General features: G+C 69.2%; 28 protein-coding genes. 21 read left to right on the top strand and 7 right to left on the bottom strand.

What is annotated here, in order from left to right:
- The first annotated feature begins 3 nt into the window (after positions 1–3).
- From Q0053_RS09960 to Q0053_RS09950, 3 genes are read left to right on the top strand one after another with little or no spacing between them, the layout of a single operon-like run.
- Positions 4–1,785 carry a tetratricopeptide repeat protein gene (locus Q0053_RS09960; RefSeq protein WP_298099529.1) on the top strand — a complete coding sequence of 594 codons (1,782 nt, stop codon included), beginning with the start codon at positions 4–6 and terminating at the stop codon, positions 1,783–1,785.
- Between the two features lie 3 nt (positions 1,786–1,788).
- Positions 1,789–2,655, top strand: coding sequence for a 4-(cytidine 5'-diphospho)-2-C-methyl-D-erythritol kinase (locus tag Q0053_RS09955; RefSeq protein WP_298099526.1), 867 nt, complete (start codon positions 1,789–1,791; stop codon positions 2,653–2,655).
- Between the two features lie 53 nt (positions 2,656–2,708).
- Positions 2,709–3,632, top strand: coding sequence for a hypothetical protein (locus tag Q0053_RS09950; RefSeq protein WP_298099524.1), 924 nt, complete (start codon positions 2,709–2,711; stop codon positions 3,630–3,632).
- A 10-nt stretch (positions 3,633–3,642) separates the two neighbouring features.
- On the opposite strand, the gene Q0053_RS09945 is transcribed toward Q0053_RS09950, so the two are convergent.
- Positions 3,643–4,380, bottom strand: a complete 738-nt coding sequence (locus Q0053_RS09945; protein ID WP_298099521.1) for a polysaccharide deacetylase family protein — start codon at positions 4,378–4,380, stop codon at positions 3,643–3,645.
- A 117-nt stretch (positions 4,381–4,497) separates the two neighbouring features.
- On the opposite strand from Q0053_RS09945, the gene Q0053_RS09940 reads away from it, so the two are divergent.
- Positions 4,498–5,385, top strand: a complete 888-nt coding sequence (locus Q0053_RS09940) for a glycine--tRNA ligase subunit alpha (protein ID WP_298099518.1) — start codon at positions 4,498–4,500, stop codon at positions 5,383–5,385.
- Positions 5,385–7,766: a glycine--tRNA ligase subunit beta gene (glyS, locus tag Q0053_RS09935; RefSeq protein WP_298099515.1), complete on the top strand. Its 2,382-nt coding sequence runs from the start codon at positions 5,385–5,387 to the stop codon at positions 7,764–7,766. Before Q0053_RS09940 ends, glyS begins: the two co-directional genes overlap by 1 nt.
- Before the next feature lie 544 nt (positions 7,767–8,310).
- On the opposite strand, the gene Q0053_RS09930 is transcribed toward glyS, so the two are convergent.
- From Q0053_RS09930 to Q0053_RS09910, 5 genes are all read right to left on the bottom strand, one after another.
- The gene (locus Q0053_RS09930) at positions 8,311–9,306 is read right to left on the bottom strand and encodes a glycerophosphodiester phosphodiesterase family protein (protein ID WP_298099513.1); all 996 of its coding nucleotides are present in this window, start codon (positions 9,304–9,306) and stop codon (positions 8,311–8,313) included.
- Between the two features lie 254 nt (positions 9,307–9,560).
- A complete protein-coding gene (locus Q0053_RS09925; RefSeq protein WP_298099510.1) occupies positions 9,561–10,466 on the bottom strand; it encodes a cobalamin biosynthesis protein CbiG in 906 nt (301 codons plus the stop codon).
- A gap of 390 nt (positions 10,467–10,856) precedes the next feature.
- A complete protein-coding gene (locus Q0053_RS09920; RefSeq protein ID WP_298099507.1) occupies positions 10,857–11,372 on the bottom strand; it encodes a hypothetical protein in 516 nt (171 codons plus the stop codon).
- Between the two features lie 2 nt (positions 11,373–11,374).
- Positions 11,375–12,172 carry an exodeoxyribonuclease III gene (locus Q0053_RS09915; protein ID WP_298099503.1) on the bottom strand — a complete coding sequence of 266 codons (798 nt, stop codon included), beginning with the start codon at positions 12,170–12,172 and terminating at the stop codon, positions 11,375–11,377.
- Between the two features lie 108 nt (positions 12,173–12,280).
- On the bottom strand, positions 12,281–13,279 hold the full coding sequence (locus tag Q0053_RS09910; protein WP_298099500.1) for a hypothetical protein: 999 nt from the start codon (positions 13,277–13,279) through the stop codon (positions 12,281–12,283).
- A 153-nt stretch (positions 13,280–13,432) separates the two neighbouring features.
- Here Q0053_RS09910 and Q0053_RS09905 point away from each other — a divergent pair, with 153 nt between their 5' ends.
- The 6 genes from Q0053_RS09905 to Q0053_RS09880 are packed head-to-tail and all read left to right on the top strand — an operon-like array spanning position 13,433 to position 18,311.
- The gene (locus tag Q0053_RS09905; RefSeq protein WP_298099497.1) at positions 13,433–14,524 is read left to right on the top strand and encodes an MBL fold metallo-hydrolase; all 1,092 of its coding nucleotides are present in this window, start codon (positions 13,433–13,435) and stop codon (positions 14,522–14,524) included.
- Positions 14,521–15,297 (top strand): enoyl-CoA hydratase, encoded by a 777-nt coding sequence (locus Q0053_RS09900; protein ID WP_298099495.1) that lies wholly within the window; start codon positions 14,521–14,523, stop codon positions 15,295–15,297. The genes Q0053_RS09905 and Q0053_RS09900 overlap by 4 nt, the downstream gene beginning before the upstream one ends.
- Before the next feature lie 34 nt (positions 15,298–15,331).
- The gene (locus Q0053_RS09895) at positions 15,332–15,820 is read left to right on the top strand and encodes a GNAT family N-acetyltransferase (RefSeq protein ID WP_298099492.1); all 489 of its coding nucleotides are present in this window, start codon (positions 15,332–15,334) and stop codon (positions 15,818–15,820) included.
- A 51-nt stretch (positions 15,821–15,871) separates the two neighbouring features.
- The gene (locus Q0053_RS09890) at positions 15,872–16,438 is read left to right on the top strand and encodes a DUF1285 domain-containing protein (RefSeq protein WP_298099489.1); all 567 of its coding nucleotides are present in this window, start codon (positions 15,872–15,874) and stop codon (positions 16,436–16,438) included.
- Positions 16,435–17,097, top strand: a complete 663-nt coding sequence (locus Q0053_RS09885; protein ID WP_298099487.1) for a CoA pyrophosphatase — start codon at positions 16,435–16,437, stop codon at positions 17,095–17,097. Before Q0053_RS09890 ends, Q0053_RS09885 begins: the two co-directional genes overlap by 4 nt.
- A complete protein-coding gene (locus Q0053_RS09880) occupies positions 17,094–18,311 on the top strand; it encodes a CCA tRNA nucleotidyltransferase (protein ID WP_298099484.1) in 1,218 nt (405 codons plus the stop codon). Before Q0053_RS09885 ends, Q0053_RS09880 begins: the two co-directional genes overlap by 4 nt.
- Here the strand turns inward: Q0053_RS09880 and Q0053_RS09875 are convergent.
- Positions 18,292–19,224 (bottom strand): endonuclease/exonuclease/phosphatase family protein, encoded by a 933-nt coding sequence (locus Q0053_RS09875; protein ID WP_298099482.1) that lies wholly within the window; start codon positions 19,222–19,224, stop codon positions 18,292–18,294. The genes Q0053_RS09880 and Q0053_RS09875 overlap by 20 nt on opposite strands.
- An 84-nt stretch (positions 19,225–19,308) precedes the next feature.
- On the opposite strand from Q0053_RS09875, the gene Q0053_RS09870 reads away from it, so the two are divergent.
- The 10 genes from Q0053_RS09870 to Q0053_RS09825 all read left to right on the top strand — a co-directional run.
- A complete protein-coding gene (locus Q0053_RS09870; RefSeq protein WP_298099479.1) occupies positions 19,309–19,782 on the top strand; it encodes a DUF4112 domain-containing protein in 474 nt (157 codons plus the stop codon).
- Positions 19,783–19,843: 61 nt separating this feature from the next.
- On the top strand, positions 19,844–20,404 hold the full coding sequence (locus tag Q0053_RS09865) for a sigma-70 family RNA polymerase sigma factor (protein ID WP_298099476.1): 561 nt from the start codon (positions 19,844–19,846) through the stop codon (positions 20,402–20,404).
- Positions 20,401–21,129 carry an anti-sigma factor gene (locus tag Q0053_RS09860; RefSeq protein ID WP_298099473.1) on the top strand — a complete coding sequence of 243 codons (729 nt, stop codon included), beginning with the start codon at positions 20,401–20,403 and terminating at the stop codon, positions 21,127–21,129. The genes Q0053_RS09865 and Q0053_RS09860 overlap by 4 nt, the downstream gene beginning before the upstream one ends.
- Positions 21,130–21,285: 156 nt before the next feature.
- Positions 21,286–22,764 (top strand): DUF2793 domain-containing protein, encoded by a 1,479-nt coding sequence (locus tag Q0053_RS09855; protein ID WP_298099470.1) that lies wholly within the window; start codon positions 21,286–21,288, stop codon positions 22,762–22,764.
- An 8-nt stretch (positions 22,765–22,772) separates the two neighbouring features.
- On the top strand, positions 22,773–22,928 hold the full coding sequence (locus tag Q0053_RS09850) for a hypothetical protein (protein ID WP_298099467.1): 156 nt from the start codon (positions 22,773–22,775) through the stop codon (positions 22,926–22,928).
- Complete coding sequence (locus tag Q0053_RS09845) at positions 22,925–23,200, top strand: hypothetical protein (protein ID WP_298099465.1); 276 nt, start codon at positions 22,925–22,927, stop codon at positions 23,198–23,200. The genes Q0053_RS09850 and Q0053_RS09845 overlap by 4 nt, the downstream gene beginning before the upstream one ends.
- Positions 23,197–23,580: a M15 family metallopeptidase gene (locus Q0053_RS09840; protein WP_298099463.1), complete on the top strand. Its 384-nt coding sequence runs from the start codon at positions 23,197–23,199 to the stop codon at positions 23,578–23,580. Before Q0053_RS09845 ends, Q0053_RS09840 begins: the two co-directional genes overlap by 4 nt.
- 303 nt (positions 23,581–23,883) lie before the next feature.
- Positions 23,884–24,210: a hypothetical protein gene (locus Q0053_RS09835; protein ID WP_298099460.1), complete on the top strand. Its 327-nt coding sequence runs from the start codon at positions 23,884–23,886 to the stop codon at positions 24,208–24,210.
- Positions 24,211–24,460: 250 nt separating this feature from the next.
- On the top strand, positions 24,461–25,270 hold the full coding sequence (locus Q0053_RS09830; protein WP_298099456.1) for a flagellin: 810 nt from the start codon (positions 24,461–24,463) through the stop codon (positions 25,268–25,270).
- Positions 25,271–25,596: 326 nt separating this feature from the next.
- On the top strand, positions 25,597–25,907 hold a 311-nt coding region (locus Q0053_RS09825; protein ID WP_367276684.1), incomplete at its 3' end, for a flagellin.

Below are 25,907 nucleotides of genomic sequence, written 5' to 3'. Positions count from 1 at the left end.
GTTATGCGCCTTTCCCGCCTGACCCTGCTCCTGACCGCCTGCGCCCTGACGGCGCTGGCCGCGCCTGTTTCTGCACAGGATGCGGTGCCCCTCGCGAGTCCGGCCGGGCCGGCTGCGGAAGAGCCCGCCGAACCCGCCACGTTGCCCATTCCTTTGGTCTGGGCACCGGTGCCCGTCGATGCGGCGGGGCAGTCCGCCTATGGCCTTTATCTGTCAGGTCTGCTGGCCAGTTACCGTGGCGACTACACCCAGGGCACGGACCTGCTGGCGCAGAGCCAGAGTCTGGTCCCGGAGCAGCCGCGCGTCGGATTCGACACCTTCCGCGCCGGCCTGCTGGCCGGTGACCTTGATGTCATCGTCCGGATTTCACCCGAGCTTTTGAGCGACCCGGAACTCGCTGATGCGTCCAGGCTGGCCGGCGCGGTCTTTGCCGTTCAACGCGGCGATGCGAAGTCCGGACTGGCGATCCTGGACTCGGGTGATTTTGATCCGGCGTTCGCCCTTGCGGCGCGCCTGATGCGCGCACCGGTCGCCGCCGCAGCGAACGACTGGACCGCAGCCCTCCGGCCGGTGTCGCTGTCGACCAGCGACCCGGCCACCCTGATCCTGCTGCATCAACATGCCCGTCTGCTGGAAGCACGCCGCCGCTACGCCGAGGCGGAGGCGGCCTTTCAGACCCTGCTCGAGGTTCCGATTGCCACCCAGCTGTTCGCAAGGGACTATGCCGACTTCCTGAAACGCCGCGGCCGGAATGCCGAGGCGCTTGCCTACTATCAGCATGTGTTTGACTCCGTATCGCCGACCGGGGCGGATACAGCAGCGGAAGCCCGTGAACTGATGCAGACCCGCCCTCCGGCTGCGCCCACGGCGACCGAGCTGGCGGCCCAGGGCCTCAGATATGCGGCGATCTTTCTCGGCCCCAACCCTCAGGCCCGTTCGCATGTTGTGGCCTACCTCAGGATGGCGGAGGCTCTTCACGACGACGACGAGATCGCCCTTCAGCTTGGGCAGGTGCTGGCTGCTGGAACCCAGCAGGACGAGGCTCGCACGGCGTTTGAACGTGTCAGGCCGGACAACCCGATCCGCTATTCCGAGGCGCAGTTCGGCATCGGGTTGAGCTATGCGAGCGAGCAGCGCCCGATCGAGGCTCTCGCGGCCTTCCAACGCGCGAACCGGGCGGCACCGGGCGATGCGCAGGTTCTCAGACTGCTGGCGATCCAGCTGAAAGGCCTCGGCCGTCATGAGGAAGCGCTTGGCGTCATCGACGACCCGAGCGCGAACGCTGCCCGGGCCCGTCCGGAGATTCGCGAAATCCGCGGCCTCACGCTCCTGTCGCTCGGCCGGGTTGAGGAGGCCGAGGCCGAGCTATGGGCGGCGCTGCAGGCCGCCCCGGACAATGCCTCCTTGCTCAACTCTCTCGGCTATATGTGGGTCGATACCGGGAGACGCGTCGAACAGGGTGCCGAGATGCTGGCCCGGGCCCATGCGGCCGAGCCGGAGAACGGCAACATCCAGGTCTCGCTAGGCTGGGCCCAATTCCGTCAGGGTCAGTACGATATCGCCGTCGAGACGCTGGAGGGTGCCGTCAGCAAGGAGCCGGCCAGCGCCGAGATCAACGATCACCTCGGCGATGCCTACTGGCAGGTCGGTCGCCGTCGTGAGGCCCGGTGGCAGTGGAACCGGGTCCTGACCCTGGAGCCGGACGCCGAGCGCCGGGCCGAGGTCGAGCAGAAGCTGGCCAACGGCCTGTCGATCGCGCCGCCGGTGGCCGCCGGCCAGTTCTGAGGGATGGCCGAGGTCAGCGGGCTCGCGCCTGCCAAGGTCAATCTGTTCCTGCATGTCGGGCCGCTCGAGGCGGACGGCTATCACCCACTGGCCAGTCTGGTCGCCTTCGCGGACGTCGGCGACGGGTTGACGGTGGAGCGCGCGGACCGGCTGTCGCTGACCGTTGCCGGATCCTTCGCCGGGGCGCTCGACGGCACGGATGACAATCTGGTGCTGCGAGCGGCGCGGGCGCTGGGCACCGCGGCCGGGATCGGGGAACCGGGGTTGGCCATCACTCTCGACAAGCAACTGCCCGTCGCCGCCGGGCTGGGCGGTGGCTCGTCGGATGCCGGAGCCGCGCTGAAGCTGGCGCGCGATGTGCTGGGCTTGGCGCTGGACGATGCGGCGCTGGCGGGGATCGCCGCAGGTATCGGTGCCGACGGCCCCATGTGCCTGCATGCCCGTGCCGCCTGGGCCGAGGGGCGGGGTGACGTCCTGACGTTCGAAACCGGCCTGCCGCCGCTCCCTGCCTTGCTGGTCAATCCCGGCGTTCCGTCCGCGACCGGTGCGGTCTATCGCGCCTTTGACGCCGAACCGTCAGGCCGCGCCGACCGCCCCGCGCCGCCCGCGGACTGGCGGCTCTCCTCCGTCATCGACTGGCTGGCTGGCCAGCGAAACGACCTGCAGGCACCGGCCGTGACCCTCGCTCCTGCCATCGGCGAGGCCCTTTCGGTCACCGCTGCCCTGTCCGGCGTGCGCCTGACGCGGATGTCGGGCTCGGGGGCCACCGTCTTCGCCCTGTTCGACACGATCGCCGCCGCGAAGGCCGCTGGGGAGGCCCTTTCGGCGGTTCAGCCGGGCTGGTGGATTCGCGCGACCACGCTGCGATAGCCGCCGGTCGTCGCCTTAACCGCAGGCAAACGCGTCTCTGGCAGACTGGTCGTATGGAAACGCTCTCGCCTGCTCGGATCGCCGCCTTTGAAGCCGTGCTCAACAAGGTCCCGATCGAGGATCGAGTCCGGCTTCACGCCCTCAAGGACGCCGCCGCCGCTGCGGCCGCCGCCTCAGCCACGCACTGGGATTTCGACCAGCCGGGCCATCGTGCCGAAGCGGCCCTAGCCGAGGCCTTCGGCCCCGCGCTGACCGACGATCACCGCCGCGCGCTGGTCGCGCTGTGGGCGCTGGAGATGCCGGCGCGCATTCAGGCCGCCGACCTGCCGGACGCTGTGCTGGAGCTCTATCCGGAGTGGATCGGCCGTCTGGCCGACTTCCTGACGGCCGCCGCCGATCCCTATGACCGCGACTTCTGGGCCAAGGATGTGCGCATCTCGCTGGTCCTCAGCGTGCCCGGTGCGCGTACCCAGATGATCGACCTGAGCTCGCCGTTGGGGCCGGGGCAGGTGCTGCGCCACGCCCGCGAGGGCTGGGGCTGGTCGGTGATCCCGGCCTATGCCGCCGCCCAGGCCTGGAAGCCGTGGCTGGAGGTTCATACCGAGAGCCGCGAACTGTCGGACTTCAACGAGGCCGGCTGGGACCGCGCCTGGGCCACCGCGGCCGAGATCTGCAAACGCCGCCCCGAGATGGCGGGCATGCTGGGCTCCAGCTGGTTCTATGATCCGCCGCTGGAGCAGATCAGCCCGCGTCTGGCCTATCTGCGGCTCAACCTGCTGAAGCACGGGGCCTTCCTGGTGCATCAGGGGCCGGGCGAGATTCACACCCAGCGTGCCGCCACCAGCTCGCCGACCCGCGCCGCCCTGATCGAAAAGGACGAATACACGGCGCGTTCCTGGATCGTGGCCTTCCCGCGCGCCGCCCTGATCAAGTGGGCGGAGGGGCGCAAGGCGGCGATGATGCGCGAAGCGGCCTAGCTCTCTTTCGCTATCGGGTGATGCTGGCCCAGGCCTCGCCGACCGGCGCGATCTCCAACCCGGCCGCCTTGGCAGCCCGCAGCACCCGGTCTAGATCGGCCGGGGTGCAGCCGTAGTCCGTGGGCCTGTCGCTCACATCGTGCCCGTAGGCCGTCAGCCAGCCTTTCGACGCGGCCGTTTCGGCCATCAGGCCTTCGAGGTCGTAGCCGGGGAGGCGGCGGCTTTCGAGGCCGATGCTCTTGATCAGGGCCCGGTCCTCGGGGCCGGCGTTGACGCCGTCGCGGACGCCGCGGGCCATGGCGAAGCGCTGTCGGACGACCCGCTTGGCCCCGACCGTGGCATCGCCGAACGGCCAGGCGAAGGTGGTCATGCGGTGGCCGTCCAGCCGCTCGGCGACCCAGGCGGCGTTGGCGTCGAGGCTGAGGCGGAGGGCTTCGGTATCCATGCGCAGGGCGCTGGTATGGCCGAAGGTGTGACAGCCCACCTCATGACCGGCGGCGTGCAGGGCCTGCAGATGCGGAACCCGGAACTGGTCGCGGTCCATATTGAGCCCGTCCGCGAGGCCGCCGCAGACGTAGTAGGTGGCTTTCACACCATGGGCGGCGAGGACCGGCCCGGCCTCCGTCCAGGCGCTGGCCGGGAAGTCGTCGAAGCTCAGCGAGAACACGCCGCGCGCCGGCGCGATGGTCACCGGGTCGATGTCGAGATAGCGCGCGGCCCGCCGGCGCATCTGGTCGATCTGCTTCATGGCGCGGTCATAGCCCGGGCGCGCTTAAGGAAGGGTTTGGCGGGGCTTTGCCTTGCCGCCAAAGGGCCGCCCGTCTAGGGTCCGCGCCTCTCATTTTGCGACTGCGAACAGCCTGACGTGACCACCGAACCGCTCGCCTTCCAGGACCTCATCCTGACGCTCCACAAATACTGGGGCGATCAGGGCTGCGCGATCCTGCAGCCCTATGACATCGAGGTCGGGGCGGGGACCCTGCATCCTGCGACGGTGCTAAGGGCGCTGGGGCCGCGTCCGTGGAAGGCGGCCTATGTGCAGCCGTCGCGGCGGCCGGGCGACGGGCGCTATGGCGAAAATCCCAATAGATTACAGCACTATTACCAATATCAGGTGATCCTGAAGCCGAACCCGGACGACCTTCAGGCCCTGTATCTGGGGTCGCTGGAGGCGATCGGGATCGATCCGAAACTGCACGACATCCGCTTCGTTGAGGACGACTGGGAGAACCCCACGGTCGGGGCCTGGGGGCTGGGCTGGGAGGTCTGGTGCGACGGGATGGAGGTGACCCAGTTCACCTATTTCCAGGGCGTGGGCGGGATCGAGGTCGATGTGGTCTCGGGCGAGCTGACCTATGGGCTGGAGCGGCTGGCGATGTATGTCCAGGGCGTCGACAACGTCTACGACCTGAAGTTCACCAAGGAGGGGCTGACCTATGGGGAGGTCTTCCTCGAGAACGAGCGCCAGCAGTCAGAGGCCAATTTTCATGGTTATGACGTCGACGGGCTGAAGCGGCGGTTCGAGGACATGGTCGGCGAGGTTTCGCGCCTTTTGGCGATGAAGGGGCCGCAGGATCAGGCGCTGGTGCTGCCGGCCTATGACCAGGTGCTGAAGGCCAGTCACCTGTTCAACCTGATGGACGCGCGCGGGGCGATCGCGGTGGCGGAGCGGCAGAGCTACATCGGGCGCATCCGCGATCTCTGCAAGGCTTGCGCGACCGAATGGGTCGAGCAGGAAAGGGGGCGCGTCTGATGGCCCAGCTGCTGATCGAACTGTTCTCCGAAGAGATCCCGGCCCGCATGCAGGGCGGGGCGGCGCGTGATCTGGAGCGGATGGCCGCCGAGCGGCTGAAGGCCGCCGGGCTGACGTATGAGGCGCTGACGACCTTTGCGGGGCCGCGGCGGCTGACGCTGGTGGTCGAGGGGCTGCCCAAGGCGACGCCGGACCGCGAGGAAGAGGTCAAGGGACCGCGGGCCAATGCGCCGGAGCAGGCGCTGGAGGGCTTTCTGCGGAAGACCGGCCTGATGAGGGACCAGCTGGTCGAGCGGGACGGCGTCTTCTTCGCCGTCCTCAGCAGCCAGGGCCAGCCGACGGCGGCCCTGATTCCGGAGATGGTCGACCAGATCGTGCGCGGCTTCCCCTGGCCCAAATCGATGCGCTGGGGTTCGGGCAGCCTGCGCTGGGTGCGGCCGCTGAAGCGGATCGTCGCCCTGTTCGACGGCCATGTCGTGCCGTTCGGGATCGACGGGATTGAGAGCGGCGACCTGACCGAGGGGCATCGTTTCCTCGGCTGCGGCCGGCCGTTCGCGGTCAAGGATTTCGCCGACTATCGCGCGAAGCTGGAGAGCGATTTCGTCCTGCTGGACGCGGCCGACCGGCGGCTGAAGATCCTGGAAGCGGCGCAGAAGGTCTGTGCCGACCGGGGTCTGGCGCTGGTAGACGACGACGGCCTGCTGGACGAGGTGGCGGGGCTGGCCGAATGGCCGACGCCGATCCTGGGCGACATGGACCCGGCCTTCCTCAGCCTGCCGCCCGAGGTGGTCCGGCTGTCGATGAAGGTGCACCAGAAATACTTTGCGGTGCGTGATCCGGCCAAGCACGGCCTCGCTCCGCATTTTGTGGTGGTGGCCAATGTCGAGGCGACGGACGGCGGCAAGGCGCTGGCCGCCGGCAACAGTCGCGTCCTGTCGGCCCGTCTGGATGACGCCCGCTTCTTCTGGGACGAGGACCTGAAGACCGGCTTCGACGTCTGGTCGAAGAAGCTGGAAGGCGTGACCTTCCACGCCAAACTGGGGACGCTGGCCGAGCGGGTCGAGCGGATTGCGGCGCTGGCGCGGGAGATCGCGCCGCTGGTGGGGGCCGATCCGGATCAGGCGGAGGTTGCCGCGCGGTTGGCGAAGGCCGATCTGGCTTCGGCCATGGTCGGGGAGTTCCCGGAACTGCAGGGGGTCATGGGCGGCTACTACGCCCGCGCCCTTTCTTCTCCCCTTCCCCTCGACGGGGAAGGGGTCGGGGGCTGGGGTGGAGCCGCGTCGCGTCAGGACAGGGCGCAGGAGGCGTCGTCGTCTGACCGCCCGAGCCCATCCGCGCCCGCCGACCGATCGCCTGCCTCCACCCCCTCCCAACCCTCCCCCGTCGAGGGGGAGGGCTATGTTGAGGGCGTCGCCGACGCCGTGCGGGATCACTACAAGCCGCAGGGACCGGCGGACTCCGTGCCGACCGCGCCGCTGACGGTGGCGGTGGCGCTGGCGGACAAGCTGGACACGCTGGTCGGGTTCTTCGCGATTGATGAAAAGCCGACGGGGTCGAAGGACCCGTTCGCGCTGCGACGGGCGGCGCTGGGGGTGATCCGGCTGGTGTTGGAGAATACGGTTCGATTCAGTCGTGGACCTGCAGCCCGATTGTTCTGGACGAATCTTTGGGGCCATACCCAGCGGGTGCTGGCCAACTACTCGGGTGAGGAGCCCGGACTGCGTGAAGCCCGCGATTTCCAACGTCGCTGGTTCAAGGTCCGAAACGACGAAGATTTTGGGCAAGAGTTTTCAACTGAGATTGCCGATGTCGCCGACGGAAAGCGTATGCCGGGCTGGGAAATGAGCCGTGGCGTCGCGGACGACGTCCTCGCCTTCTTCGCCGACCGCCTGAAGGTTCTCCTCCGCGATCAGGGCAAGCGCCATGATCTCGTCGATGCGGTCTTCGCGCTGGGCGACGATGACCTCGTCCGCATCGTGCGGCGGGTGGAGGCGCTGGACGGGTTCCTCGCCACGGACGACGGGGCCAATCTGTTGGCCGGGTACAAGCGGGCGTCCAACATCCTCAAGGCCGAGGAGAAGAAGGGGGGCGTGCCGACCGGCGAGGTGCGGACCGGCCTGCCGGGACAGCCGGAGCCGGAGACCACCCTGGCGCTGGCCGCCGCCGCCGCTGCGACCGCCGTGGACGCCGCCCTGGAGACCGAGGATTTCGCCGCCGCCATGACCGCGCTGTCGCGGCTGCGGGCCCCGGTGGATGCCTTCTTCGACAAGGTGATGGTCAATTCGGACGTCGCCGAAGAGCGGGACAACCGGCTGAAACTGCTGGGGCAGGTTCGCAGCGTGATGGGCCGGGTGGCGGACTTCGGGAGGGTCGGGGGGTAATCCTTTCCCGGTGAGAGCTTGTCATCCCGGCCGAACCCCGGCGAAAGCCGGGGGGAGAGCCGGGACGGCGGCCCCCACTTAAGAAAGCCTCCCGGAAATCGCCTTCGATTATCCGGGAGACGGGTGGGTGCCGCGCTTTGGCCTGACCTGTCTCCCGGCTCGCTGCTGACGCAGCGTCCGGGAGCAAAAAGTCTGTGTGCTGGCCCGTCCCGGCTCTCCCCCCGGCTTTCGCCGGGGTTCGGCCGGGATGACAAGAGCCAACCTCTTTCCGGTCTGCTGCCCGACGCGCCCCCCGAAAAATGCCGAAAAGCTGTCTTCTCGACCCTCTCGGGGCGTCGGCCAGGCACAGCTGGGCCGGGGGTTCACCGCGCCTGGGGCGGTCGCGGGGGGGTGGATTGTCAAAGATCGGCGGCGGTTCGGGGACCGACGGTGTCTATTGTACGGGGGCTGCAACGCGCGCTGAGGAAAAAAATTTCGAACAGGGGCGAGAAGGCACGGTTGGGGGTCGGAAGGGGACGGAGGATTGGGGGCGGGAAGGGTGGCTTCAGCGGCCCAGAACCGGCTGGTCCATGAAGGCGGCGTCCAGGCCGTAGGCCGCGAACCGGGCGAGGCGTTCGCGCAGGCGGCCGTGGGCGGCGGGGTCTGTGCCGAGGCGGTCGGCTTCGGGCAGGAAGGCGTTTTCGGCGCGGAAGGTCCAGGCGGCGACCTTGAGGCCTGCTCTGTGGGCGTCGGTGATGAGGGCTGAGGGCGTGCCGGGGGTCGGTTCGATCAGGGCCGTGTCGGTGCCGATCCAGTCTGCGTATCTGGCGATGTCGGCGAGTCCCTGCGGCGTGGTCATGGCGGCATATGACAGGTCCGGGCGGTCGGCCGGGCCGCCACCGGCGGCGACCAGCTGCAGCAGCGGCGTCGCGATACGGGCGCGCAGGCGTTGCAGGGGGCCGACCTCGAAACACTGGACGATCACGGGGGCGTCGGCGCCGGTCAGGCCGCGCCTTTCCAGCACGGCGACGAAGGCATCCTCCATCGGCAGGCCGAGGGCGGCGAAATACGTCGGGTGTTTCAGCTCGGGGGCGATGCCGACGCCCGCCGCAGCGGCGATGTCGAGGGCCTCGTCAAAGGTCAGGATCGGCTCCTGCCCGTCGAAGGCGGTGTTGGCGGGGCGGAGCTCGGGCAGGCGTTCGCGGGCGCGCAGGGTCCTGAGCTCGGCCAGGGTGAAGTCCTCGGTGAACCAGCCGGTCAGGGTCTCGCCGTCGATGGCTTTGGTGGCGCGGCGGGCGGCGAATTCGGGACGGTCGGCGACGTCGGTGGTGCCGCCGATCTCATTCTCATGGCGCACGATCAGGACGCCGTCGCGGCTGATGACCAGATCGGGCTCGATGACGTCGGCCCCCTGCCGGATGGCGAGGTCATAGGCCGCGCGGGTGTGCTCCGGGCGTTCGCCGGAGGCCCCGCGGTGGGCGATGATGAGGGGATGGGATGTCTGGGCCAGCGCGGGGCTCGCGGTGAGGAGGGCGATGGTGAGCAGGATGAGCCGGATCATGCGCCGGGGATAGGGGCGGGCGGTGACGGGGGGATGACGGCGGCTGTTTTTGCTTTCGTCATTCCGGGCGAAGCGCAGCGAAGACCCGGAACCCAGCGGCGCGCGAGAGCGCGAAGCTGTCGGGAGCACCGATGGCGAGGATCTCTTTGCACAGGCCGGCGTTTCGCCGCCGTCGCGGCGCCGCTGGGTTCCGGGTCTCCGAGCCGCTGCGCGACTCTGCGCCCGGAATGACGATAGCAGTGACGGGGTGGCAGCTACGCCCCCAGAATCCAGCCTTCTTCCTGCTCGACCTTCGCGATCAGGGCCTCGTCTGCGCCCTTGGGCGGGGCGAAGGCGGTCGACAGGGTGCCGGCCTCGTCGAGGGCGGCGAAATGTTCGGCGGTGACGCGGACCTGGGCCTGGTCCTTGAACTCGCCCTCATTGGGTCTGGCGTCGAACATCGAGGGGTAGACCTCGACCAGCAGGGCCGAGAGCGGCTCGACGTCGGCGGCGTCCAGGGCGCGCCAGCCGGTGCCGAAGGGCCAGACGGCGCCCGAGGGGCCGAGCTTTTCCAGCAGACGGCGAACGGCGGGGACGCCGACCAGGGTCTGGCCGCCGACGGCGCCGGCGCCGTGCATCTGCCAGACCGATTTGGGCTGGAGCTTGCCCTTGCGGACGGCGTCCTGCGTCGCGCGGTATTCGGGGATGTCGGCACCTGAACCGGCGGGCGGCTTGGTGGTGGTCAGCCAGCGCTGGGCCTGATTGGCCGGGGCACCCCACATGGGCCAGGCCTCATCGGTCATCAGACGGTTGATCTTGGCCGCGACCTGATAGCGGTTGTTGGTGTTGTCGGGCTTGTCGACCACGTTCGAGGCGAGGAATTTCCACATCGCCGACCATGGGGTCCCGGTCAGTTTGAGCCGTTCGGCCGTGCCGGCGGGGAAGCCGAAATTGAAGTCGAAGCCGACCAGCACCCGGTCGCCGCGCTTGCGGTGCTCGGCCAGCAGGGAGGCCAGCAGGGCCTCGCCCTCGGCCCGGGTCGCGACATTGTGGGTCTCGGAATAGAGCCGGAAGCGTACGTCGCGTTTGGCCACGCCGATCCACAGGGACGTATCACCGAGCTTCTTGCCCTCGGCGGCGGTCCAGTCAGCGATGATGTAGGCGTCGAACAGGCGGGCCACGGGGGCTCCTCAGGGAACTCGGGAACGGGGATGGGGGTTTCTAGCGGGCCGGGGGCGGGGGCGGAAGGGCTGCCGCTGTCAACCGTGTGAGTTGCGTGGCCCCTTGGTGCCCTCGCCCTGGCGGAGGCAGGTTCTTCACAACGGGCACAACGCGGGCACAACGGACACGACGGGTCCGGAGATGATGGACAGGGCCGAACTCGCTCCCGAACACCGGGAAGCCTCTGGATCGAGGCCAAGGCCTCGATCAGCGTATGCGGCGAACGCCGCGATACCATGGCTATGGCGAATGCCGCCGGCCTCGACGAGCCCACGGTCCCGTCGTGTCCGTTGTGCCCTCGCCGTGCCCGTTGTGATGAACCCTCACGCGCTGACGCGCGGGGTCTTTGGTCAGCCCTTCAGCAGCGCTTCCAGATGGGAGAGCCAGCGGCGGCCGAGGCGGAGGGCTTCGCCGGGGGAGCCGGTCTGGACCGGCAGGGTGGCGTCCCAGAGGGCCAGTTCGAACTCGGGATGGCGGGCATCTGCGAACATCAGTCGCAGCACCACCTGTTCGGCTTCGGGGGCCATGAGGTCCAGCGCCTTGCGAGCCTCGCCGCGGCGGACGCGGGCGACGACGTGGCCGTCGACGATGATCTCGCCGCCCTCGATCTCCTCGAAGGCATAGACCAGGCCGGCGCTGCCGCGGTTCCAGAGCACGGCGACCTGGGCACCGTCGAAGTCGAGGCCGGCGGCGCGGCCCTCGGCGGGGGACAGGGCCTCGGCCTCGGGGGTGACACCCAGCGATTTCAGCAGGGCCCGGCGCATGCGGCGGACCGGCTCCATCCACCAGTTCAGCACCAGGGCCCCCGTGGTCAGGGCCGCGGCCGCAAGGGCGACCAGCAGTATGACCCTGAGGACATCGGCCAAGCTCAGTCCTCCAGCTCGACGACCACGGGGACGTGGTCCGACGGCTTGTCCATGTCGCGGGCGTCGCGATGGGTCTCGACCCCGATGAAGCGGTCGGCCGCCTGGGGCGAGAGCAGGTGGAAGTCGATACGGATGCCGTGGTCGCGCTGCCAGGCCCCGGCCTGATAGTCCCAGAAGGTGTAGGTCCCGGGCGGCTGTTTGCCCAGGGCGCCGGCCTCGGACAGGCCGAGATGGGTCAGGGCCCGGAAGGCGGCGCGGCTTTCGGGCTGGAACAGGGCGTCACCGGTCCAGGCGGCCGGGTTCTTCGCGTCGTCCGAGGTCGGGATGACATTGTAGTCGCCGCAGAGGGTGAAGGCCTCTTCCTGCCGGAGCAGGGCCTTCGCATGGGCCTGCAGCCGGTCCATCCAGGCCAGTTTGTAGGCGAATTTCTCGGTGCCGATCGGGTTGCCGTTGGGCAGGTAGAGGCAACCGACGCGGACCGGGCGCGGGCATTCGATCACGGCCTCGATATATCGGGCCTGTTCAAATTCCGCCTCGAAGCCCGAGGCGTCGACGCCGGGCAGGCCGCGGCGCACGTCGCTGAGCGGGTATTTCGAGAGCAGGGCGACGCCGTTGTAGGTCTTCTGGCCGTTGGTCTCGACATTGTAGCCGAGCGACTCAAAGGCCTCGCGGGGGAATTTCTCGTCGAGGCATTTGATCTCCTGGAAGCCGACCACGTCGGGCCGGGCCGCCTCCAGCCAGGCCAGCACCGTCGGCAGGCGGGCGTTGACGGAGTTCACGTTCCAGGTGGCGATACGCATAGGCCCTGCTTAAGGCGCGTCGGGGCGGTCTGTGAAGCGGGGATCGCTGTAACGAAAAACGCCCCGGAGCGAACCCCGGGGCGTCGTTTCGATGGAACTGCCGTCCGGTTACTCGGTCGGGGCGGGTGCCGCCGGGGCCGGGGTGAGGCGGCAGCCGCCGCCGATGCGCTGGGCTGTGGCGCAGGGATAGATCTGCTGGGTCACGCCCTCGGCGTTGATGCGGGCGATATAGCCCTCGCCCTCGGCGGCGCATTTGGCCTCATAGAAGCGGCCGTTGGCATTCTGGCCCATCAGGCGAACCTGGGTGACGTCGCAGGCGGCGGCGTCGGTGCCGGCCAGTTTGGGCTCGAAGCCGTCGGCCTGCTCCTGACCGGTGGTGAAGCGGCAGGTTCCGCCGACAGAGGCGATCTGCAGGCAGTCCTGAAGCTTCCAGCCGGTGCCGACCTTTTCGAGCCAGTAGCCGTCCACCCCGGCGCAGCCGACCTCATAGACGATGTTGTCGGCGTCGCTCTTGCCGATGGCGATGGCCTGATCGATCGTGCAGCTGACGCCGGCGGTGCGGGCCCAGCCACCGATGACGGCCAGGCCGTTCTGGTTGGCAGGGAGCGTGCACTGCTGGCCGACGTCGGCGGCCGGGTCGCGCAGGCGGGCGGTCGCGGCCGTCCCGGCCAGCTCGAGGCAGTCGAAGGCCTGGGCCGGGGTGGCCGCGACCAGGATGTAGCCCGGGCCTTCGGCGCAGGCGGCTTCGTAGATTTTCCGCCGTTCGGGATCGACGCCGGGCTGGATGGCTTCGGTCACGGAACAGGTCGAGCCGGCGGCGGTGACGATGGCCTGGGCCTCGGCGAGGATCTGCTCGGGCGTCGGCGGGGGCGGCGGGGCGTTGCGATTGCGGGTCGCACGGTTGTCCTGGGGGCGGTCAGGGCGACCGCCGCCGATCCGGCCCGGCAGCACGCTTTCGCCGCGGACGTTGCCGGAGGCCCGGTCGGATTCCGAACGACCGCCCGGATCGGGATTATCGGGGACGTCCTGCGCAAAGGCGGGCTGGGTCGCGATCAGGGCGAGGGCCAGGGCTCCGCCCGCCAGTGCGAGCAAGTTTTTGTGGAACACGAGAACACTCCGGGCAGGAAAACCGTTTCGCCCACCCTTGGCGGGGTGATGTGGCGGGGTCAAGGCGTCAGGCGAGCGGTCGGGGGCATGAGCGGCTGGACGGGACCCGCCGCTTGAGGGTATCAGGTCGATGCGTTGCAATTGGAGACGGACTTGGCGGACGGAGTCGCCCCGGTGGATAGCGATCAGGCGGCGCGCGACCGACGCGGGCTGACCTATCCGCATCCCGTACCGCCCGGCTTCGGTGAGGCCGTGACGGTCGCGCCGGGTGTGCTGTGGATGCGGCTGTCGATGCCGATCGCCCTGAACCACATCAATGTCTATGCCGTTGAGGACGGTGACGGCTGGGTGCTGGTCGATACCGGGCTGAACATTCCGGACTCGCGCGACCGCTGGGACGCCATGCTGGCGGGCCCCCTGGGCGGGAAGCCGGTCACGCGGGTGATCTGCACCCATATGCATCCCGACCATATCGGCCTGGCCGGCTGGCTGTGTGAGCGGACGGGCGCGCCGCTGGTCATGACGCGGGTCGAATATGTCACTGCGCGGATGCTGCTGGCGGACACCGGACAGCCGGCACCGGAGGCGGGGGCGATCCACTATCGCGCCGCCGGCTGGGACGCGGGGCAGGTCGAGACCTGGCGGCGTGAGTTCGGGCAGTTCGGCCGGGCCGTGTCACCGATGCCGACGGGCTATGTGCGGATGCGCGAGGGCGATCGGCTGAAGATCGGCGGGCAGGACTGGCGGGTCGTGATCGGCGAGGGCCACAGCCCCGAACATGCCTGTCTGTGGCGCGAGGCCGACGGCGTGGTGCTGGGCGGAGACCAGATCCTGCCGCGGATATCGTCGAATGTGTCGGTCTGGCCGACCGAGCCGGCCGCCGATCCGCTGGGCGACTGGCTGGACTCGCTGGAGCGGATGAAGGGCATCCTGCCCCATGACGGCCTGATCCTGCCGTCACATGGTGAGCCGTTTTTCGGTGTGCATACGCGGCTGGACGCCCTGATCCGGGGCCATGAGGTGTCGCTGAAGCGGCTGGAGAAGACCTTGCAGACCCCGAAGCGGGCGGTCGATGTCTTCGGCGCCCTGTTCGCGCGGACGGTCGGGGACGGCGCGCGCGGTATGGCCACGGGCGAAGCGATCGCGCATCTGAACTATCTGCTGCATCGGGGCCGGGTGAGCCGGACGCGCGATGCAGACGGCGTGGACTGGTGGACAATGATCCAAGGGGAAGAGGCAGCGTGACCGACCAAATTCAGACCGAGCTGGCAGGCGGCGTCCTGACCGTCACCCTGGCGCGGCCGGAGAAGAAGAACGCCATCACCCAGGCCATGTATGCGGCGCTGGCCGAGGCGACGCAGCGCGCGCGGACGGACGACGCCGTTCGGGTGCTGATGTTCCGGAGTGAGGGCGACAGCTTCTCCGCCGGCAACGATATCGCCGACTTCATCGCCATCGGATCGCAGGGCGGGGGGCAGGTGATCGACGCGCCCGTATTCCATTTCCTGCGGGCCCTGGCCGATCTCGACAAGCCGGCGGTGGCCGCTGTCCGGGGCCGGGCGGTCGGCATCGGCCTGACCCTGCTGCTGCATTGCGACATGGTGGTGGTGGCCGAGGATGCCCTGCTTTCGGCCCCCTTCATCAATCTGGCGCTGGCCCCCGAGGCGGCATCGTCGATGCTGCTGCCGGCGGTCGTCGGCCATCAACGGGCGTTCGAGATTTTCGCCCTCGGCGAGCCGATCGACGGTCGAACCGCCATGGCCTGGGGCCTGGCGAACCGGGCCGTGCCGGCGGACCAGGTCGATGCCGTGGCGGCCGATCTCGCAGGCAGGCTGGCGGCGCGGGCCCCCAATTCCATCCGCAAGACCAAGCGGCTGATGCGGGACGCCGAACACCTCTGGGCGCTGATGCTGCGCGAGGGCGAGGCCTTCGGCAGCCAGATGTCGAGCCCCGAGGCGATGGAGGCCTTCATGGCCTTCAGCCAGAAGCGCGCGCCGGATTTCTCGAAAGCCGGTTGATTCACGGAGCGGCGAGCCCTAGTTGCGCGCCCTCATGATCGTCGCCCCAGCCAGACAAACGCTCCGGGAAGCCTCCTGGCGCATCGAGATCGAAGCCCCCGCCGATGCATCGGCGGTCGAGGCGCTGGTTCTGGCCGCCTTCGGCCCCGGCCGCTTCGCCAAGACGGCGGAACGGCTGCGGGAGCGGGCGCGAGTGGCTGTCGGCCTTGTCGCGCGTGAGGACGGGCGTGTCATCGGTTCGGTGCGGCTGTGGGCCATCACCATCGGCGGGGAGCCCGCCCTGTTCCTCGGTCCGATCGCGGTTTCAGCCGCCAGCCGTCGGGCAGGGCTGGGTGCCGATCTGGTGCAGGCCTGCGTCGACCATGCCGGGGACGCCGGTATTCTGCTGGTCGGCGATCTTCCCTGGTTCGGCCGGTTTGGCTTTCGGCCCGCAGCGGATGTCAGCCTGGCCGGTCCGGTCGATCAGCGTCGGGTGCTGTGGCGTGGCGCGGGCGAGCCGTCGGGACCGGTCGCGCCCGCCTGACGGCGGATCCCGCGCCTTTCCGAACAGGGAAACGCAGCCTAAGTCTGGCGCATGGCTGAATCCGCGGACAGCAAGACCGGACTGGCGGGCGTCGCGGCGGCGGCGAAGCAGGCGCCCGGTCGTGACCTGCCGCCCGTGCACCTCTGGCACCCGGCCCATTGTGGCGAGATCGACATCGTCATCCGCCGCGACGGCCTGTGGATGCACGAGGGCTCGCCGATCGGGCGGGCGGAGCTGGTGCGACTGTTCTCGACCGTGCTGCGCAAGGACGACGACGGCTATGTGCTGGTCACGCCGGGCGAGAAGCTGTCGATCCGGGTTGAGGACCTGCCGTTCCGGGCTGTCAGTGTGGTGCGGCGCGGGGACGGGCTGGTCTTCACCACCGATGTCGGTGACGAGGCCGAGGCGGGCCCGGAGCATCCGATCCGCGTCGATACCGACCCGGAGACAGGCGAGCCGTCGCCGTCGGTGCATGTCCGGGCGGACCTGTGGGCGCGGATCACACGGCCGGTCTTTTATGAACTGGTCGAGATGGCGGAAGTCGAGGACGGGCGGCTGACGGTTCGGTCGGGCGGCGTCGGCTTTGCGCTGGGGCCGGATGGGGCGGGCGTGGCATGAGTCTCTCAAGCCTGAGGGAAAGGCTGATCGACCAGCTTGAGCCGGCCGCCGCCTGGACGCCCGGTCGTCCGCCTGCGCGATCGGACTTTGATCTCAACCCGGGTGCCGAGCGGCCCGAGCGAACCCTGCGCCCCGCAGCCGTCCTGATTCCGGTCATCGCAGGGCCGGAGGGGGCGACGGTGCTGATGACCCGCCGCTCCGACAGCCTCGCCAGCCACACCGGCCAGATCGCCTTTCCGGGCGGGCGGCTGGACCCCGGCGAGACGGCGGTCGAGGCCGCCCTGCGCGAGGCCTTCGAGGAGGTGGCGCTGGACCCGGCGCTGGTCGAGGTGCTGGGGGTCGGTGATGCCTATGAGACCGGAACCGGCTTTCTGGTGACCCCGGTGGTCGGCTGGCTGACCGCCCGGCCCCAGACGACACCGTCGCCGGATGAGGTGGCCGAGGTGTTTGAGGTGCCGTGGGATTTCCTGATGGACCCGTCCAACCACAGCCGCGACTCCTATGACCGCGAAGGTCAGCCCCGCCGGTGGTACTGGTCCATGACGCATGGGCAGCGCTACATCTGGGGCGTGACGGCGGGGATCGTGCGGGCGCTGCGGACGCGGCTTTACGGCGAGGAGGCGTTGCCGCAGGTCGCGGTGGCGGAGGATGCGGCGTGAGGCGGCTCGACGACCAGCCATGGCTGACGGCCCCGGCCACGCGCGCAGTCATGGCGGCGCTGGAGGCGGCGGGTGGTCCTGACTGCGCGCGCTTCGTCGGCGGATGCGTGCGCAATGCCCTGATCGGGGCCCCGGTCGCGGACATCGATATCGCCACGACGCTGAAGCCCGAGGAGACCGACCGGGCGATCCGCGCCGCCGGGCTGAAGGCCGTGCCGACCGGCATGGCCCATGGCACGGTGACGGCGGTGTCGGCGCACCAGCCGTTCGAGATCACGACCCTGCGCCGCGACGTCACGACGGACGGCCGCAATGCGACCGTGGCCTTTACCGACGACTGGGCCGAGGACGCCGCTCGCCGGGATTTCCGGCTCAACGCCCTCTATGCCGATGGCGAGGGGCAGGTGTTCGATCCGACCGGAGCCGGGGTTTCGGATGCGGTCGCAGGACGGATCGTCTTCGTGGGCGATCCGGAGACGCGGATTCGGGAGGACTATCTGCGGATCCTGCGGTTCTTCCGCTTCTTCGCCTGGTACGGTCGGGGTGAACCCGATGCTGCGGCCCTGACGGCCTGCGGGGCGCTGGCAGCCGGAATGACACGGCTGTCGGCCGAGCGGGTCTCAAAAGAGCTGATGACCCTGTTGGCGGCCCCTGACCCCCGCGAGGCCATGGCGGCCATGTCGGCCGCCGGGGTGCTGGCGCAGATCCTGCCGGAGGCCGCGGCCGGTCCGCAGTTCGATGCGGCCGTGGCGCAGGGCGGCGATCCGGTGATCCGGCTGATGACCCTGCTCCCGAGCGACGAGCGAGTCGTGAGGGAGGCCGCGACGCGGCTTCGGTTGCCAAACTCAACCCGCGACCGGCTGGCCGCCGCCGCCGTGGCAGACCCCGTGGTCAGCCTGGTGATGAGCGATCCCGACGTCCGCGCCGCGGCCTATCGTTTCGGCGTGCGTGCGGTGGCTGACGCCCTGAACCGTCGTCGGGCGGAGAACCCGGCCGGGGACGCCGATGCGCAGCGGTTGCTGGCTCTGGCCGAGGGCTGGCGACGGCCGTCCATGCCGGTCGGAGGCCGGGAACTGGCGAGGCTCGGCGTGGAGCCCGGGCCGGAGACCGGGCGAATCCTGAAGGCGTTCGAGGACGGCTGGATCGCCGACGACTTTCCGTCAGAGGGCCATGCCGAACGGCTGGCCGCCCTGGTCAGGGCGCCGCGCGGGTGATTTCCGTCACCACGGGGCGGTGGTCCGAGCCCGTGGGTTGGCCGAGGCGGCGGCTGATGAAGGCGAGATCGGGCGAGGCATAGACCTGGTCGATGGTGATCCCGAGCGGGGACGGCAAGGCCGCCGGCCAGGTCCCGGGGAACCCCGCGGCCGGACGCAGGCCGATGTCGCGCTGGACCATCTTGCCGATGCGGGCACTCGAGACACTGTTGAAATCACCGGCGACGACAACGGGGCCGCTCAGGTTCTCAAGCATCCCGTCGAGGGCCATGGTCTGGCTGATCTGGCCCCATGATTCCTCGAAGGGCCAGGGTCGGGTGAGATGGACGCTGACCAGATTGACCGGACCGAGCGGGGTCATGGCCGTGGCACCGACCGCTTCGAACGTGTCAGGACGCGGGAGCGCGACGAGCGGAAATCGGGATGCGATCACCGAACGGACGTCGCCGTTTGGACGATCGATCCGGGGGCCGGCGATCCGGTGGGGATAGTCACCGATCAAAGCGTCCAGATGGGGCGCGGTGGCGTCGCCCAGCTCGATCAGCATGACGATATCGGCGTCCGCCTGGCGGATGGAGGCGGCGATGGCCTCGACGTCGCGGTTGCGGACCCAGAGATTGGCCGAATAGAGCCGGATCGAGGCCGCACCGGTCTCGGGTCGAGCGGCCGGCGGGAACCACTGGGGAGACGCGGCGAGCAACAGCAGGGCCGCCGGCGCGAGACTCGCGGCAGCCCAGCGCCGTTGACGGAAGAGCAGGAAGGCGACCCCCAGGCCCACGCTGGCGAAGAAGGCGGGCGCGGTGAACTGGGCCATCAGATCAGCGTACTGGTTGCGCATTCCGGTGAGCGCCACCAGGGCCATGAAGGTCGGCAATGCGACCAGCCCCGCCAGTGAAAACCTGCCTGCCCACATGATCGCTTTTGCGAAGGGACCTTGCCTTTCCGGCTGAACGAGGTTCGTCATGGCACGTTACGGTCTCGCTTCGGGAGGGCAGGCATGGCCAGACGGTCGGTCGCGGATATCGAGAAAATCTGGTCCAATGTCGAGGGCGTCAAGAAGCTCTCGGACCGGGCGGTGGGCATCGGTCCGTTCGGCATCGGTCTGGACGGCCTGCTGACCTGGGTCCCCGTCGTGGGCACGGTCTACAGTGTCGGGGCTGCGGCCTGGCTGCTGATGCAGGGACTGCGGGCGCGGGCCGCGCCGGGGACGCTGCTGCAGATGGTCAGCTACCTCGGGTTGGACACTGCGACCACGGCAGTCGGGGAGGTGGTACCGTTCGCACCCGATATCGTCGACCTCCTGTTTCCCGGCCACCTGATGGCGGCAAGGGCGTTGCAGAAGGATATCGAGACCACCCACTGGGTCGAGGCCAATGAGCGGGAGGCGCGTGCGGCCGGGGCGCATGAAGGGCACGTCGCCGACATGCGCCGAAATCCCAAGCTGCGACGCATTGTCTATCTGCACGATTGAACCGCTTGACGAACGACCGGCGTGCCCGCCAAGTCGAACCTCTCCATTGCCGGACCCCTGAATGAGCGCGATCCTGACCCGAGATGAACTGGCCCAGGCGCTCGGCCGTGCCGGCGAGGGGGATCGAGCCGCCTTCCGCCGTGTCTATGATGCGACCTCGGCGAAGCTACTGGGCGTGACCCTGCGTATCTTGGCCGACCGACAGCTCGCCGAGGACGTCTTGCAGGACACCTATCTGACCGTATGGCGGAAGGCCGCGAGCTTTGATGCCTCCCGTGCAAGCCCCATTACATGGCTGGTGACCATCGCCCGCAACCGGGCGATTGACCGCCTGCGGTCGGGGGCGGCCATGCGCAGGTCGACACCGATCGACGAGGCGGTCACCGTGATCGCCGACGAGGGGCCCTCGCCGGCCGAGTCACTTGAGACCCGCGACGACGTGCGCCGCCTCAACGACTGTCTCGGCCAGTTGGACGACAGGACCGGCGGCGCCATCCGCACGGCCTTCATGGACGGCATGACCTATGACGCCCTGGCAGCGCGCGAGAATGTGCCGTTGGGCACGATGAAGAGCTGGATCCGTCGAGGCATGATGCGGCTCAGGATGTGTCTGGAATCATGACCGATCACACCGAAAACAGCCGTCTGGACGAAGATCTGGCCCTTGCGGGCGAGCTTGCCCTGAGGGTCCTCTCGCCGGAGGACGAGGCGGCAGCCCGCGCCCGGGCGTCTGCAGAGCCAGCCTTCGCGACGCATGTCGAGGCCTGGAACGAGCGTCTGGGCGGCCTGGCCGACGGGATTGTCCCGGTCGAGCCGTCGGCCGGGGTCTGGCCGCGGGTCGAGGCCGGTCTGACGGCGCCGGTTGCGGCGAATGACAACAGGGTCGTCTTCTGGCGGCGCTGGGCGATCGGTTCGACCGGTCTGCTGGCGGCGAGCCTGGCAGTGGTGGTCATGCTGGCGGCGCAACCGGTGCCGGCCCCGGAAGTGGCCACTGCCCCGCCGCCGGCGGTCGTCCGGGTGGCGACCCTGACGCTGGAGAGCGGCGTGGCGGCGATGACGCTGGCCTATGACGCCGGCACCGGGGAGCTCTACCTGGCCCCGACGAATGAGATGGCGGGCGACACCCGTGTGCCGCACCTGTGGCTGGTCATGCCCGAGGGCGATGTGCAGCTGGTCGGGGCCATCGATGGTTCGACCACTTCGCATCACAGCCTCGGTCGGGCCCTGTCCGGCCCGGCCGGCGCGGCCAAGGCCGTCGCCGTCTCCATGGAAGCACCCGGCCATACGCCCGCGGCGGACCGACCGGACGGCCCCGTGGTGGCCCGGGGGGCGTTCCAGCGGCTCTAGCCGGGAGTCGCTCCGCTACCCTTTCGCCGATTGCCAGCATATCCCGTCGTCTCAAGTCCCTGATCTCGGGACGTTTCCTGACGCCGACAGCGTCATGAGCCCGCCTGAGGAAGCCGCCCGGCCAGACTGATCTCCGACACGATTTCGGAGATTTCCATGAGCGACGACCACAGCGCCCGGCTGGCCCTGCCCTATCTGGCGGCCGGGCAGATGCAGAAGCATGTCACCGTCAACGAGGCGCTGACCCGGCTGGACGCCCTGGTCCAGACGGTCGTGGTCAGCCGAACCATGACCGTCCAGCCAAACGCGCCGGCGGACGGGGCGCTGTGGATCCTGCCGGCGGGAGCGACGGGAGCGGACTGGGGCCGCCAGCCGACCGGCGCGCTGCTGCGGGCCGAGGGCGGTGGCTGGACGCGCGTGCCGGCCGGGGACGGCCTGATTGCCCTGGTCGCGGACGCCGGTGAGGTCGTGGTGCGGCATGGCGGCGACTGGGTCAGGCTGGGTGAGCGTCTGGGTGTGGCCCAGGCCCTGGGCCGGCTCGGGCTCGGCACCACGGCGGATGCGGCGAATCCCTTTGCGGCCCGGCTGAACAACGCACTCTGGACGGCGCGGGAAGCCGGGTCCGGAGGCACGGGCGACCTGCGCCTGACCCTGAACAAGGAGGCGTCCGGCGATGTCCTGTCCCTGCTGTTCCAGAGCGGCTGGGGCGGGCGGGCGGAGCTGGGGCTGATCGGGGACGACGATTTCAGGCTGAAGGTCAGCGCGGACGGTTCGGTCTGGAATGACGTCTTCACCGTCGATCGCGCCACCGGTCGACTAACGGTCGGCCAGGGTGCCGGCCGCCGGTCGGTGACGGTCTTCACCGCCAACGGAAGCTATCCGGTGCCCCGGTGGGCGCGCAGCGTCGAGGTCTTTGCGGTTGGCGGCGGCGGGGGCGGCGGGGCCGGGGCCTTCGGTGCCTCTGGCTCGCGTTTCGGCGGCGGCGGCGGTGGCGCGGGCGGAATCGGGCGGGCTGAATGGCCGGCCGAGCTGCTGGGTGGAACCCTGGACGTGGCGGTGGGGATCGGTGGTTCCGGTGGCCGGGGTGCCACGGGCCGGGGCGGCGGCAGCAGCAGTGTTGCACTGGGCGGAACGACCCTGCTGGCAGCCTTGGGGGGTAGCGGCGGCGGGCTGGGTGACGGCCGGGGTGGCGCAGCCGGCGCAGGAGGTCGGGGCGCACCACCCGCCAACGCCGGGGGTGCCTCCAGTATCGCGGCTGCAGGTCAGGCGGGCCAAAGTCTTGACCGGCCGGATGCGTCGGGCGGCGGCGGGGCCGGTGGCGGGCTCGACAGTGCGGGTTCGGCCCGGGCGGGTGGCTCTGGCGGCGACGGAGGCTGGACCACGATCAGGGCCGCCGGCGGGGCCGGTGGGGCGGGCGCCGCGGGCTCGGCCGGGACGGCGGCCCCCCGGCCGACCCTGGCCCCGGCGGGGGGTGGCGGAGGCGGAGGCGGCGCGGCGGCGTCGGGGGCGGGCCATGCCGGCGCGTCGGGTGGAGCCTATGGCGGCGGTGGAGGCGGCGGCGGAGCGGGTGTCTCCGTGGGCGGCGTCGGCGGTGACGGTGCCCCGGGCGTCGTCTGGCTGGTGGCGGTCGGATGAGCCGCACCATGACCCTCTCCCATGAACGCGCCGATGCCTCGCTGCTGGACGCGGAGGCCTGGGACAGCCCCGGCCGTCTGACCGACCTGGATCTGTTCGCCGAGGCCAGCCCCGGCTGGCGACGCAGTGCCGCTCCCCTTGATGACCCGGAGGATGACCGATGACCATGCCTTCCACACCGGATGCCCCGCTGCTGGCCGAAGGCCGGTGGCTGTGGCGAAGACTGTATGTGTTCGCAACCAGCGCGGTCGCCTGGCTGTTGCTCGACCGCCTGATTGCCGCGGTGCCGCCCGAGGCCACGCCGGGGCTGGCGCAGGCCCTGATGCTCCTGCTGGCGCTGGTGCTCGTGATCTATCTCGTCGCGCCGACGGCCCAGCAGTTGATCGCGACCCTGGCGGTCCTGCGGCCGCGCCCTGTCGGGGAGGAGCCGGCATGAGCTTTCGGTTGTCGGAGCGATCGCTCAGGCGGCTGACGGGGGTCCACCCCCGCCTGGTCGCACTGGTGCGCGAAGCCGCGGCCCTGAGCCCGGTGGAATTCATGGTCACTGAAGGTCTGCGCACGCCGGAGCGTCAGGCCGCGCTCGTGAGGGCAGGCGCGAGCCGGACGAAGCGGTCGCGTCACCTGACGGGCCATGCGGTCGATGTGGCGGCTTTGGTGGAGGGGCAGGTGCGCTGGGACTGGCCCCTGTATCCGCGCATCGCCGCCGCGTTCAAGGCCGCCGCCGTGCGGCAGGGCACGGCGATTGTCTGGGGTGGTGACTGGAGCAGTCTGAAGGACGGTCCGCATTTCGAGCTGGATCGAAAGGTGTTCCCTTGAGGGTCCTGTCGATGCTCCGGATCCTGACCCCGAGAGGTTGGGCATTGGGTCTGGTCGGGCTTCTGGGGGTGAGCCTGATCGTTCTCTCGGGGCTCGGTTTCCGCTGGGATCCCTTCGGACTGGCCAGACACCGGCTCCAGGCGGCCGAAGCGGCGGCGTCGCTCGCCAGGGCAGAGGCTGCCGCACGCCGACTCGAGGTCGAGGGGGCTGAAGGACAGATGCAGCGCCTCGACCGGCTTCATCAACAGACCGTCGCGGTCGCACGGACGACCGCGCGGGCCGCAGCCGAGGCCAGGAGGGCCCATGATGCTGAAACGCCGCTGGAACCGGGCCGTATGGCTCGCCTTTCCGCTCATGACCGCGAGCTGTGCCGTCTCGCGCCTGCCGTCTGCGGAGCCGCCCCGGTTGATCCTGCCGGCATCGGTGACGACGCCGTGCGTCCTGGAGAGGCTGCCGGAGACCCCGACCCTCGCCGATCTTGAAGTCGCCTATATGGTGCGGGGGGAACGTCTGGTCGCTTGCGAAAACGCCCGGGCCTCTGCCGTCGCAACCCTGTTGGCCGAACGGGCGCTGCAGGACCGGTGGCGAGGTGAAGCTGATGCCCGGCGCAGGACGCTGATCCGGCCCTGACAGGTGCTGCGCCCGGCATTTTTCTGCCGGCACCCAGTGCCGACTACCCGGCAGAACGTGCCCGGGCTTGGCAGGTTCTGCCCGGCGGAACCGGGCCGGAAGAATAAAAAAATCAATAAAAACAGCGTCAGAAGGCCCCGGCCTGTCCAATTGATCGCTGGCCCCGTCCTTGCTCCCAGTCATCCCGAGCAGAACGCTCCCGGCAGCCAAAATGGCGTCGGACAATGTCAAAGACAAAGGGACAGCCAAAATGGCTAACAGCATCAATACGAACGTCGGCGCCATGGTTGCGCTCCAGAACCTGAACGCGACCAACCGTGAGCTGACGGTCGCGCAAAATCGGGTCAACACCGGCCTGGCGGTGGCAAACGCGAAAGACAACGGCGCCATCTTTGCGGTCGCATCCAACATGCGCGCAGACATGGGTGCCCTGACCGCGGTCAAGAACTCCATCCAGCGCGGCCAGGCGGTCATCGACATCGCCCTGGCGGCCGGTGAGACGATCACCAAGGCGATTGAAGAACAGAAGGCACTGGCAGTCGCCATCCAGTCCTCCGCCGCAGGCTCTGCATCCGAAACGGCCTATCTCGCTGACTTCAACGCCCTCGGCACTGAAATCACGGCGGCGCTCGCCGGGGCGACTTTCGACGGGACGAACATCTACGCCGCCGGTTCGGCCGCCAACAATCTGGTGGTTCAAACGAGCATCGCCGGGACCTACACGGTGCATTCCACGACCGACGCTGCGACCACCGTTGCGACCGCGACCGGAGCGATTCTCCGGGCCGGTGCGACCGTTGCGGCGGTCGATACTGCCGGTGCGGCCTTCAATGCCAAACTGGCGTCGCTCGGCAGCCATTCCAAATCCCTGGAGCGGCAGCTGACCTTCACCAGCAAGATGCAGGACGCCCTGGAATCCGGTGTTGGCAACCTGGTCGATGCCGATCTGGCCAAGGAAAGCGCCCGCCTGACGGCCCTGCAGACCAAGCAGCAGCTGGGTGTCCAGGCCCTGGGCATCGCCAACCAGTCGGGCTCCATCCTGCTCAGCCTGTTCCGCTAAATCCGGAAGCGTCCGGGTCTTTTCGACCCGAACCGATCCTCGAGCCCCGGCGGACCCTGTCCGCCGGGGCCGATTTCGTTTTGCGGCCGGCCCGATCCGGCAACCGGTCGACCGTTCGGCTGTGGCTACCCCGGCAGGGACTGCCGACCACCCGGCAAATCCTGCCGGGACCCCGGCAAAACATGCCGGGCAGGAAAGGGTATGAACGAGAAGTACCGCAAGAAATTCAACGAACGGGTGTCTGGCACGGTCCGCCCGCCGCTGGTTCCATCCTTGCGTGACCCCGGTCGGGTAGAATGCCTCCGACGGCCAAAACGGCGTCGGTCATGTCAAAGACTGAAGGAAAGCCAAAAGTGCCAAATAGTATCAACTCAAATGTCGGCTCGCTCGTCGCGCTGCAAAATCTGAACGAAACCAGTCGTGCTCTCGATATCGCCCAAAACCGGGTGAACACCGGGAAGATCGTTTCGACGGCCAAGGACAACGGCGCCATCTTCGCGATCGCATCCAATATGCGCGCGGACATGGGGGCCCTGAACTCGGTCAAGAACTCCATCAATCGTGGCCAGTCGGTCATCGATATCGCCCTGGCGGCGGGTGAGACGATCTCCAAGGCCCTTGAAGAACAGAAGTCGCT

It is taken from the genome of Brevundimonas sp. (assembly GCF_027487935.1).
GTDB lineage: Bacteria > Pseudomonadota > Alphaproteobacteria > Caulobacterales > Caulobacteraceae > Brevundimonas.
This window is presented reverse-complemented; position numbering and strand designations above follow the sequence as displayed.

Bases quoted from the DNA above. Each gene is read 5' to 3' on its own strand.
- Q0053_RS09885 (WP_298099487.1), top strand. From the start codon at position 16,435: ATGAGTCTCTCAAGCCTGAGGGAAAGGCTGATCGACCAGCTTGAGCCG.
- Q0053_RS09960 (WP_298099529.1), top strand. From the start codon at position 4: ATGCGCCTTTCCCGCCTGACCCTGCTCCTGACCGCCTGCGCCCTGACG.
- Q0053_RS09915 (WP_298099503.1), bottom strand. From the start codon at position 12,172: ATGCGTATCGCCACCTGGAACGTGAACTCCGTCAACGCCCGCCTGCCG.
- Q0053_RS09845 (WP_298099465.1), top strand. From the start codon at position 22,925: ATGACCATGCCTTCCACACCGGATGCCCCGCTGCTGGCCGAAGGCCGG.
- glyS (WP_298099515.1), top strand. From the start codon at position 5,385: ATGGCCCAGCTGCTGATCGAACTGTTCTCCGAAGAGATCCCGGCCCGC.
- Q0053_RS09875 (WP_298099482.1), bottom strand. From the start codon at position 19,224: ATGTGGGCAGGCAGGTTTTCACTGGCGGGGCTGGTCGCATTGCCGACC.
- Q0053_RS09865 (WP_298099476.1), top strand. From the start codon at position 19,844: ATGAGCGCGATCCTGACCCGAGATGAACTGGCCCAGGCGCTCGGCCGT.
- Q0053_RS09950 (WP_298099524.1), top strand. From the start codon at position 2,709: ATGGAAACGCTCTCGCCTGCTCGGATCGCCGCCTTTGAAGCCGTGCTC.
- Q0053_RS09895 (WP_298099492.1), top strand. From the start codon at position 15,332: ATGATCGTCGCCCCAGCCAGACAAACGCTCCGGGAAGCCTCCTGGCGC.
- Q0053_RS09930 (WP_298099513.1), bottom strand. From the start codon at position 9,306: ATGATCCGGCTCATCCTGCTCACCATCGCCCTCCTCACCGCGAGCCCC.
- Q0053_RS09870 (WP_298099479.1), top strand. From the start codon at position 19,309: ATGGCCAGACGGTCGGTCGCGGATATCGAGAAAATCTGGTCCAATGTC.
- Q0053_RS09830 (WP_298099456.1), top strand. From the start codon at position 24,461: ATGGCTAACAGCATCAATACGAACGTCGGCGCCATGGTTGCGCTCCAG.
- Q0053_RS09860 (WP_298099473.1), top strand. From the start codon at position 20,401: ATGACCGATCACACCGAAAACAGCCGTCTGGACGAAGATCTGGCCCTT.
- Q0053_RS09835 (WP_298099460.1), top strand. From the start codon at position 23,884: ATGATGCTGAAACGCCGCTGGAACCGGGCCGTATGGCTCGCCTTTCCG.
- Q0053_RS09855 (WP_298099470.1), top strand. From the start codon at position 21,286: ATGAGCGACGACCACAGCGCCCGGCTGGCCCTGCCCTATCTGGCGGCC.
- Q0053_RS09840 (WP_298099463.1), top strand. From the start codon at position 23,197: ATGAGCTTTCGGTTGTCGGAGCGATCGCTCAGGCGGCTGACGGGGGTC.
- Q0053_RS09955 (WP_298099526.1), top strand. From the start codon at position 1,789: ATGGCCGAGGTCAGCGGGCTCGCGCCTGCCAAGGTCAATCTGTTCCTG.
- Q0053_RS09850 (WP_298099467.1), top strand. From the start codon at position 22,773: ATGACCCTCTCCCATGAACGCGCCGATGCCTCGCTGCTGGACGCGGAG.
- Q0053_RS09890 (WP_298099489.1), top strand. From the start codon at position 15,872: ATGGCTGAATCCGCGGACAGCAAGACCGGACTGGCGGGCGTCGCGGCG.
- Q0053_RS09945 (WP_298099521.1), bottom strand. From the start codon at position 4,380: ATGAAGCAGATCGACCAGATGCGCCGGCGGGCCGCGCGCTATCTCGAC.